Origin of the sequence: Ohtaekwangia sp. (assembly GCF_036568665.1) — a bacterium.
Taxonomy (GTDB): Bacteria; Bacteroidota; Bacteroidia; order Cytophagales; family Cyclobacteriaceae; genus Ohtaekwangia.
Map to the genome: position 1 here is coordinate 47,981 of NZ_DATCSD010000152.1, position 9,957 is coordinate 57,937.

5 protein-coding genes are annotated in these 9,957 nt (G+C 45.8%); all 5 read left to right on the plus strand.

Annotation, left to right across the window (positions count from 1 at the left end; all coding sequences use genetic code 11):
• The first annotated feature begins 192 nt into the window (after positions 1 to 192).
• The 5 genes from VIN08_RS08725 (at position 193) to VIN08_RS08745 (ending at position 9,803) form a co-directional block, all read left to right on the plus strand.
• Positions 193 to 3,165 carry a TonB-dependent receptor gene (locus VIN08_RS08725; protein ID WP_331963246.1) on the plus strand — a complete coding sequence of 991 codons (2,973 nt, stop codon included), beginning with the start codon at positions 193 to 195 and terminating at the stop codon, positions 3,163 to 3,165.
• Between the two features lie 18 nt (positions 3,166 to 3,183).
• Entirely contained in the window at positions 3,184 to 4,782 is a 1,599-nt protein-coding gene (locus VIN08_RS08730; protein WP_331963249.1) for a RagB/SusD family nutrient uptake outer membrane protein, read from the plus strand.
• A gap of 12 nt (positions 4,783 to 4,794) precedes the next feature.
• Positions 4,795 to 5,877, plus strand: a complete 1,083-nt coding sequence (locus VIN08_RS08735) for a SusE domain-containing protein (RefSeq protein ID WP_331963252.1) — start codon at positions 4,795 to 4,797, stop codon at positions 5,875 to 5,877.
• Positions 5,878 to 5,942: 65 nt separating this feature from the next.
• The gene (locus VIN08_RS08740; RefSeq protein ID WP_331963255.1) at positions 5,943 to 7,340 is read left to right on the plus strand and encodes an alpha-amylase family glycosyl hydrolase; all 1,398 of its coding nucleotides are present in this window, start codon (positions 5,943 to 5,945) and stop codon (positions 7,338 to 7,340) included.
• Positions 7,341 to 7,367: 27 nt separating this feature from the next.
• Complete coding sequence (locus tag VIN08_RS08745; RefSeq protein ID WP_331963258.1) at positions 7,368 to 9,803, plus strand: glycoside hydrolase family 31 protein; 2,436 nt, start codon at positions 7,368 to 7,370, stop codon at positions 9,801 to 9,803.
• Positions 9,804 to 9,957 lie beyond the last annotated feature (154 nt).

Here is a 9,957-nt window from a genome sequence, read left to right on the forward strand (position 1 = left end):
ATTTTGATACCCATTATATATATCTATTTGCTTGATGGTGAAAGATATACCGGTTAGACACAGCCAGATTTTTCTAGATTTTTCTTCGAGAAGTTGATCACCCCTCTGGGCACGTATTCCTTTGTTGCTGCAATCGTTTGTAGCGTTGTAACACACGAATGCACTCAAACCCAAATCAATAACCAAACGACTATGACTAAACTCTATCGGATTCTACAAGGAAGCCTTATGGGGTTGCTCTGCCTGCTGGCCGCACAAGCCTGGGCGCAAAGCCGCACCGTAACCGGAAAAGTTACCTCAGCCGATGATGGCTCGGCACTGCCCGGTGTAAACATCCTGGAAAAAGGAACTTCTAATGGTACTGTATCAGACGCTGAAGGAAACTACAGCCTGCAATTATTGAAAGATGATGCCGTGATCGTATTCTCGTTCGTGGGCTTTACACCACAAGAGGTATCAGTCGGCAATCAGAACGCTGTCAGTATAATTCTTCAACCCGATATAGCTACACTGAACGAAGTAGTCGTGATTGGTTATGGAACGGTAAAAAAATCGGACGCGACTGGTTCTGTTGGCGTAGTAAATGCCGCCTCGTTTAACAGAGGTGTAGTGAACTCCCCGCAGGAATTACTCATGGGTAAAATGGCCGGGGTAAATATTACTACCAACAGTGGTGCTCCGGGTAATGCATCGACCATTCGTATACGCGGAGGTTCTTCGCTCAACGCCAGCAACGATCCGCTGATTGTGATTGATGGTGTAGCCATCAGCAATACCAACCTGGGAGGTTCACCCAATATACTCGCCACGATAAATCCGAATGATATTGAAAGCTATACCGTGTTGAAAGATGCATCGGCTACAGCTATATATGGAGCGCGTGCTGCCAACGGTGTGATTATTATTACCACCAAGCGCGGAGGTAAAGATTTCAAGATCAACTATAATGTTACCGGCACTATGTATACTACACCTAAAAAACTGGATGTATATAGTGGTGATGAATACCGGGCGCTGATCAATCAGCAATATCCCAACAACACAGCCGTGCTCTCGTTACTGGGCACTGCGAATACCGATTGGCAAAAAGAAATTTTCCGCACCGCCTTTGGGCAGGATCATGCCATCAATGCATCGGGCACAGCGGGAAAAACTCCCTACCGTGCTTCAGTTGGGTATAATAATACCAATGGTGTTTTGGATACGTACAACTTTAAGCGCACAACGGTATCGGTAGGCGTAGATCCTTCTCTGCTCAACGACAAGCTGAAAGTAAATATCAATGTGAAGGGCATGATCAACAACAACAACTTTGCTGATCAGGGAGCGATAGGCGATGCTATTGCTTACGATCCTACCAAGCCGGTATATAATGGCAATACACGCTGGCTCGGCTATACCACGTGGACAACCGGAGGTATTAACGGCAACAGTATAAATCTGGCGCCTGGCAACCCCGTTGCACGCCTTGCGCTTACTGACAATACTTCGGAAGTAAAGCGCAGCATTGGTAATATAAAATTGGATTATGAGCTCCCGTTCATCCAGAGTCTGCACGCAACACTCAACCTGGGTTACGACTATGCCGAAACCAAAGGGCACAACAATGTAGCCGACAGCACACAGTGGGTATATTTACCAACTACGGCAGGCGGACGTATTAATCCGTATGAAGCTACCAGCAAAAACCAACTGCTCGATTTTTACCTGAACTACTCGAAAGAACTGAAGTCCATCGATAGTAAAATTGATGTGATGGGTGGTTACTCCTGGGCGCACTTCTATAACTCGGGCAGCGACTCTACCATGAACCAGTTGAGTGAAGGCACCACGCGCAAGAATGTATATGCTACAGAATATTACCTGCTGTCGTTCTTCGGTCGCTTCAACTATACATTCAAGGATAAATATTTGCTCACGGCTACGTTGCGCGATGATGCTACCTCGCGCTTCTCACCGGATAACCGTTGGGGATTGTTCCCGGCTTTTGCCTTTGCCTGGAAGCTGAATGAGGAATCATTCCTGAAGAGCAGCAAGACTATATCTGATCTGAAACTTCGTTTGGGTTATGGTGTAACCGGCCAGCAGGATATAACCGGTAACGATTATCCATACATCGCTACCTATACACGCAGCGATAATGCCGCACGCTATCAATTGGGAAATTCATTTTATAATACATTGCGCCCGGATGGTTACGACAGCAACATAAAATGGGAGTCGACCACGACAACGATCAACGCTGGTTTTGATTTTGGATTTTTACAAAACAGGATCACCGGTTCCATCGATGTATATAGCAAGAAGTCAGACGACCTGATTGCCTATATATCAGTTCCGGTAGGTACCAACTTTACTCCGAAGCTTACTACCAACGTAGGCAGTATAAAGAACCAGGGTGTTGAATTGAACCTGAGTGGGGATGTGATTGACCGCGATGATTTTGAGTGGACGCTTAACTATAACATTACCTATAATAAAAACAAGATTACCAAACTTGATCTCGCCAGCAATCCGGACTTCAGTATACCGGTAGGAAATGTAGGAGGCACAACAGCCGGAACCATTCAGGCACAGAAGGTGGGTTATCCGCGCACCTCATACCTGGTATATCAGCAGGTATACGATGCACAGGGCAAGCCGCTGGAAGATGTATACGTAGATCGTAATAAAGACGGCATCATTAACGATGCAGACCGGTATATCTATAAAAAGCCGGACGCTACAGTGTTCATGGGCATTAACTCGCGCCTGCGCTACAAGCAGTGGGACTTCTCATTCTCCGGCAGAGCAAGCCTCGGTAACTATGTATATAATAACGTAGCCGCTAACAGCACATACGTATCGCTGTATAACTCCATGCAGTATCTCTCCAACGTGAGCACTCAGGCCGATAAAACAAAATTTGTGAGTGCGCAGAACACGCGCTTCTCCGATTACTACATCGAGAACGGATCGTTCTTCCGTATGGATAATATCAACCTGGGTTATCGCTTCGAGAACCTGTATAAAGATAAGCTCAACGTGCGTGTAGGGTTGGGCGTGCAGAATGTATTTGTGATCACCAAATATACCGGGCTTGATCCGGAAGTATCGGGCGGACTGGATAACAATTTCTTCCCGCGCACCCGCTCATTTTTCCTGTCACTCAATTGTGAATTTTAACCTGAAGAAGCTTAGCGTATGAAACTCTATAAATTATCCATCACGCTGGTTATGATGCTTTGTTTGCTCATGACCGCCTGCCTCAATGACCTGGATACAGCTCCGCTGAATCAACAGATCATTACTTCGAAAAATGTATTTGACGATCCGGCCTCCTATAAAGAATTTCTCGCGAAACTATACGGAGTGCTTACACTCACCGGCCAACGCGGTGAATACGGACAGCCCGAGATCTCTGCCGATGATGAAGGTACCACTTCGTTTCTGCGCGGATACTTTGCCATACAGGAACTCACTACCGATGAATGTATCAGCGCCTGGGGCGATGCCGGTCTCAACGATTTTCGTGCGCACACATGGTCAGCACAAAATGGCTATATACAACTTTTGTATCAGCGTGTATTTGTAAACATCGCGTATTGCAACGAGTATATCCGCGAAGTGTCAGCCCGTGTAAATGGTCTTTCGGCCGATATGCAGAAAGATGTGAAGCTATATTTAGCCGAAGCTAAATTTCTGCGTGCACTCTATTATTACTACGCGCTCGATCTGTGGGGTAAAGTTCCATTTGTAACAGAAGCCGATGCACCGGGTGCCTATTTACCCAGGCAGATCAGTCGTGCAGATCTCTTTGTTTATATCGAAAAAGAATTACAGGATGCATTGCCTGAACTTGCTCCTGCCGGAGCCAACGAATACGCGCGGGCCGACCAGGCTGCTGCACACATGCTGCTGGCCAAGTTATACCTGAATGCCGAAGTATATTTAGGCAAAGGCAACCAGCGCTATACCGAATGTATAACCCATTGCAACGCTATACTCAATGCCGGTATATATAGTCTTACCGAGAATTATGCGGATCTGTTTCTGGCCGATAATGCCCGCCTGCGCAATGAAATAATTTTCCCGGTAGCAGAAGATGGTAATTATAGCCGCAGCTACGGAGGTGTAACCTATATTATCCACGCGGCCGTGGGCGGATCGATGGATGCCGATAACGGCTTTGGTATAAAATCGGGTGGCTGGTCGGGCAATCGCTTTACCAAAACCTTTGTAAACAAATTTGCTGATCCATCCGGTGCCACCGATAAGCGTGCCATGTTCTATACCAACGGACAAACGTTGGAGATCGACCATACCATTGTATTTACCGAAGGCTACCTGAGCACCAAGTACAGGAATATTACTTCTACTGGAGCAAAAGGACAGAACGAAACATTTGTCGATACAGACTTTCCACTGTTTCGCCTCGCAGATGTATACCTGATGTATGCAGAAGCGATTGTGCGGGGAGGAAGCGGAGGAGACTTCGCAAAAGCGGTTGGCTATATCAATGACATTCGCGAACGCGCTTATGGAAACACCGATGGAAATATAGCAGCAGCGGATGTAACGCTTGACTTCCTGCTCGATGAACGTGCACGTGAATTATACTGGGAGGCACATCGCAGAACCGACCTGATACGCTTCGGTAAATTTGCTGGCGACTCCTATATATGGGCATGGAAAGGAAATGTAAAAGACGGAGCCGCTACACCTGCGTATGTTACCGTGTTTCCGCTGCCGGCTTCCGATCGTGCTGTGAACACAAACCTTGAGCAGAACTTTGGTTATTAATCCTGTATGTGTATGAAATCAATTTTAAGAATTATACCACTGGCGTTTCTTTTTCTGGTTGCGTGCGAGAAAGACGAAACCATGATGACAATACGCACCGACATTGCTGCCCCGGCTATAACAAGCCAGGCCGATGGCTTTACAAAAACAATTACCGAAGCTTCGCTGGGTGATGCTATCAAATTTCAATGGAGCCCGGCCGATTATGGTGTGGATACAGAAATTACCTATACCCTGCAGATGGATTCTTCCGGCAGAGGATTTGCCAATCCTGTTGTGCTCGGCACCACCACAACGGATACACTGGTGATCAAGCTGAGCGACCTCAATGATAAACTGCTGAATACACTGGGAGTAACACCCAATGTAGCTTCCGCGATCGAGCTTCGTGTAACAGCAGCGATGCATAACAATAAATATCCGGAAGTATCGGAAGTTATACATATACAACTTACTCCGTGGGCAACGCAGATCAAATATCCAGCCGTGCTATATATACCGGGTGGCTATCAACAATCAGGTGGTGATCCTTCCAAAGCTGATGCACTCACATTATATACTTTACCAGGTACCGATTCGCTTAAGGTATATGAAGGCTATGTAACCATTCCGGGCAGTACGTGGATCAAGTTTACTACGGTGGCTAACTGGGGTGGCACAAACTATGGCAGCGGAGGCAGCGGTATTCTTTCACCTGATGGTAATGCCGGTGGTATAGATGTACCGGCAGCAGGTTATTATAAAATACGCGTAGATATAGCAGGACTTACCTATTCCATTACCAGGATCGATTCATGGGGTGTAGTGGGTGATGCCACGCCAGGAAGCTGGTTCGATTCAACACCAATGACCTATAACGCTGCAACCAAAACATGGTCAGTAACGGTAAACCTGGTGAACGGTGCATTGAAATTCCGTGCGAACAATGGCTGGGATGTAAACTATGGTCCGGTAAACAGTAATGTGCTGGCAGGTATACTAACACAGACCGATGCCGGTATTGGTATACCAGCGTCCGGAAGCTATACGGTTACGGCCGACTTCAGCCGAAGCAAGGCACCGTTTGTATATACTTATTCGATCGTTAAAAACTAAACCGCTACAAGGAGAGTCGGAGGTATATACTCCGGCCTCTTCCTTTTATTGAACTAACCGATACAATGCTCAACGCTATTTCAGGATTGATGATGATGAAGAAACTATATTTGATTGCGCTGGTAATGATGGCGTGTAACTCCGGTAATGAGCCGGCAAAACCGGTAGTGCCGCCAGGGGAAGATGAGCCGCAGCAATACGGAGTTCCCTACGCCAATGTTCCGGCAACGGAAAATATTGTACTATACGAAGCAAACATTCGCGCACTTAGTGCGGCCGGTAATTTTCAGGGTGTGATTGATAAACTCGATCATATACAATCGCTGGGTATAAATACGTTGTGGCTGATGCCGATCCATCCTGTAGGACAATTGAAATCTGCCGGTGGGTTAGGATCACCTTATGCTGTGCAGGACTATCTGAAAGTAAACCCGGAGTTTGGTGACCTGGATAAACTTCGTGAGCTGGTACAAAAAGCGCACGATCGAAATATAGCGGTGATTTTGGATTGGGTTGCTAACCACACTGCGTGGGACAACCCGTGGATGCAAAATAAATTATGGTATGTGCAGGATGCTTCCGGTAATGTGATCATTCCTCCCGGAACAAACTGGCAGGATGTAGCCGAGCTGAATTATGCCAACAGCGATATGCGCGCAGCGATGATCCATGCCATGAAGTATTGGATACTCGAAGCCAACGTAGATGGATTTCGATGTGATGCTGTAGATTATGTACCGGCTGATTTCTGGAAGCAGGCACTTGATGAATTGAAAGCAATTAAAAACAGAAACCTGATCTTCCTGGCAGAAGGAGGTAAAGCAGAAAATTTCACGGCAGGTTTTCAGATGAACTATGCCTGGGATTTCTATAACAACCTGCGCGAAGTATATAGTAACAATCGTGCCGCCACTACAATCTTTACCACGCACCAGGCAGAGTATAATGCTATACCGGCAGGAGCAAAGAAACTGCGCTACACTACCAATCACGATCAGTCAGCGTACGATGGCACACCGGTAGAAATGTTTGGTGGTATAAATGGCGCACTGTCAGCTTCGGCTATTACGATCTTTACCAGCACAGTGCCGTTGATATATAGCAGTCAGGAAGTTGGTCAGGAAGAAAAGCTTCCGTTCTTTACACGCCAGCTAATCGATTGGACCGCGCATGCTGATATGTTGCAGCAGTATAAAAAAATGTTTGCGATCTATAATCAGACCAACGCCTTTAAACAGGGCTCGCTGGAATACTACTCGGATAATGATATAGCTGTATTTACCCGAACAGTCACTGATGATAAATACCTGGTAATGGTAAATACACGCAATACCCCGGATACCTATACGATAGCAGCTGCCTTGCAAAACACAACGTGGACGAATGCTGTGGATGGATCGACCGTATCATTGAATTCTACTATATCGCTCGGAGCCTATCAATACCTGATCCTGAAGAAATAATTTATCTCTTAACTATTTTACTCGAACATGAACGCAGTAGTGAAGCGAGGTATATACCTGCTGTTTAGTATTTATTTTTTAGTTACGTTTTATGTGCAGGCGGCTCCGCCAATTCATAACAAGTCATTGGGAAACATGGTCCGTCATACATGGAATGGAAATGTACTGACAGGAATAACCGATCAGGGTAATTTCAGAATCAGTATATATTCTGCCAACATCATTCGCCTGCAGATAAGTCAGGATACAACGTTTGGCAACTTTAGTTATGCCGTGATCAATGGCCCGGTAAATACAAACGTAACTTTTTCAGATAAGGGTGATCATTTGCTTCTGAGTACGGATTCAATAGAACTATATATTTCGCAGAAGCCGGTGCGTTTCCGGATGGTGAACAAGCAAGGGCGCGTAATCAACGAAGACGATGCTGCCTTTGGAACATCGTGGCTGGGCGAAGAAGTTACTACCTATAAGAAATTGCAGGAAGGCGAACGATTTATAGGCTTAGGTGAGAAGACAGGCAATCTCGACAGGAGAGGCCAGGCCTATACCAACTGGAACACGGATTACTTTGCGTACCCCGTAAATGCCGATGCTATATACATGACTACGCCTTTTTACATAGGTATACATCATGGTCTGCAATACGGTATATTCATGGATAACTCCAGCAAATCGCATTTCAATTTTGGAGCATCGAATAATCGTTTCTCATCTTTCACGGCTGAAGAAGGAGAGATGAATTATTATTTTATATACCACACGCACGTTGCCGGCATCATAGAATCTTATACCTCGCTTACAGGACGAATGAAGCTCCCGCCCTTGTGGAGTCTAGGATTGCAGCAGAGCCGCTATAGTTATTATCCCGACAGCGAAGTGCTGCGTGTAGCCCAGACGTTTCGCGACAAGAAAATTCCTGCTGATGTGATCTATCTCGACATTCACTATATGGATGCCTACAAGATTTTTACATGGGATAAAAAACGTTTCCCCGATCCGAAACGCATGACGGATGCTTTGAAGGCTAAAGGCTTTCACACGGCCGTGATACTCGACCCCGGAATAAAAGTGGAGAAGGGCTATGCTCCGTACGATGATGGTATAGCACAGGATGTATTTGTGAAGTATCCGGATCAGTCATACTATACCGGTGAAGTATGGCCGGGCTGGTGCCACTTTCCGGATTTTACTAATCCACGTGTACGCAATTGGTGGGCTGGTGCTTTTCATGGTTATGTGCAAGATGGTATAGAAGGTTTCTGGAACGACATGAATGAGTTTGCCACGTGGGGACAAAGCACTCCAAACCTGTTGGAGTTTGACTTTGACGGACACAAGGCAACGCATCGCACAGCCCGAAATGTATATGGCCTGAATATGACACGCAGTACTTTTGAAGGAACACAAAAACTGCTGAATGGCAAACGTCCTTTCCTGTTAACACGCTCCGGCTATGCGGGTATACAACGTTACTCGGCTGTATGGACAGGTGATAATGTTGCTTCTGACGAACACATGATGACAGGTGTGCGACTGGTAAACAGCATGGGTATATCCGGTATACCGGTAACGGGTATGGATGTAGGTGGTTTTACAGGCGATGGTTCTAAAGAGTTATTCGCACGCTGGATTACGATCGGAGCATTCTCGCCATTCTTCCGTGTACATGCTAAGGAAAATTCACGTTCACAGGAGCCGTGGTCATCCGGAGAATTAGTAGAAGCTACTGCGAGAAACTTTGTTAATCTGCGCTATAGATTGATTCCCTATATATACGTAGCGTTCTACGAAGCTGCCACAACCGGTATACCGGTATCGCGAAGCCTGGCCATTACCAATACACACGATGCTCTTACGTACGATACACGCTATCAGAATCAATTCTTCTTTGGTCCATCCATACTGGTAGCACCAGGCGAGAGTACACGCGACTACTACAAAGTATATTTACCGGATGGTGACTGGTATGATTTCTACAACGATAAATATTTCGCTACACGCGAAGAAATTGTAAGCGAAGCATCGACTAATCATCTGCCATTATTTATAAAAGGCGGAAGCATTGTGCCGATGCAGTCGGTAGTGCAAAATTTGTCAGAGCAACCAGCGGATACGCTATACCTGCATGTATACTTTGGGAAGAACAATAATACCTTTACTTATTACGAAGATGATGGCAGCACGTATAGCTTTGAAAAGGGCGAATACCTGAAGCGTACTATTTCCTATCAGGCCGGTTCGCGTACGCTTACACTGGGAAAAGCTGAAGGCTCTTATACTTCGAAGTTTAGGAAAGTGAAAGTATACCTGCACGGATTTTCGGCATTGCCAAAAGGCATTCGTATTGACAAGAAGCCGGAGATTATCCGGAAGGAAGTATATAAGACGGAGTTGCAAACTATACCGGTGCAGACTTTTGTTTTAGATCACAACGCCCATCAGCAAATTGTAAGCTGGTAGCGTATAGGTATAAATATGGATTGCCGGGTATTCGGAAAGAATATCCGGCAATTTTCATTTACGGTACTTTAAATTCTTTTGGAATACTTTTAATAGAGCGAATCTCAATATTTCTGAAGAACACCTCTGCACCTTCGCTTTGAATCTGGATCTT

Excerpts from the sequence above, each read along its gene's own strand:
- VIN08_RS08740 (WP_331963255.1), top strand. The coding sequence starts at position 5,943 with ATGCTCAACGCTATTTCAGGATTGATGATGATGAAGAAACTATATTTG.
- VIN08_RS08725 (WP_331963246.1), top strand. The coding sequence starts at position 193 with ATGACTAAACTCTATCGGATTCTACAAGGAAGCCTTATGGGGTTGCTC.
- VIN08_RS08745 (WP_331963258.1), top strand. The coding sequence starts at position 7,368 with ATGAACGCAGTAGTGAAGCGAGGTATATACCTGCTGTTTAGTATTTAT.
- VIN08_RS08735 (WP_331963252.1), top strand. The coding sequence starts at position 4,795 with ATGAAATCAATTTTAAGAATTATACCACTGGCGTTTCTTTTTCTGGTT.
- VIN08_RS08730 (WP_331963249.1), top strand. The coding sequence starts at position 3,184 with ATGAAACTCTATAAATTATCCATCACGCTGGTTATGATGCTTTGTTTG.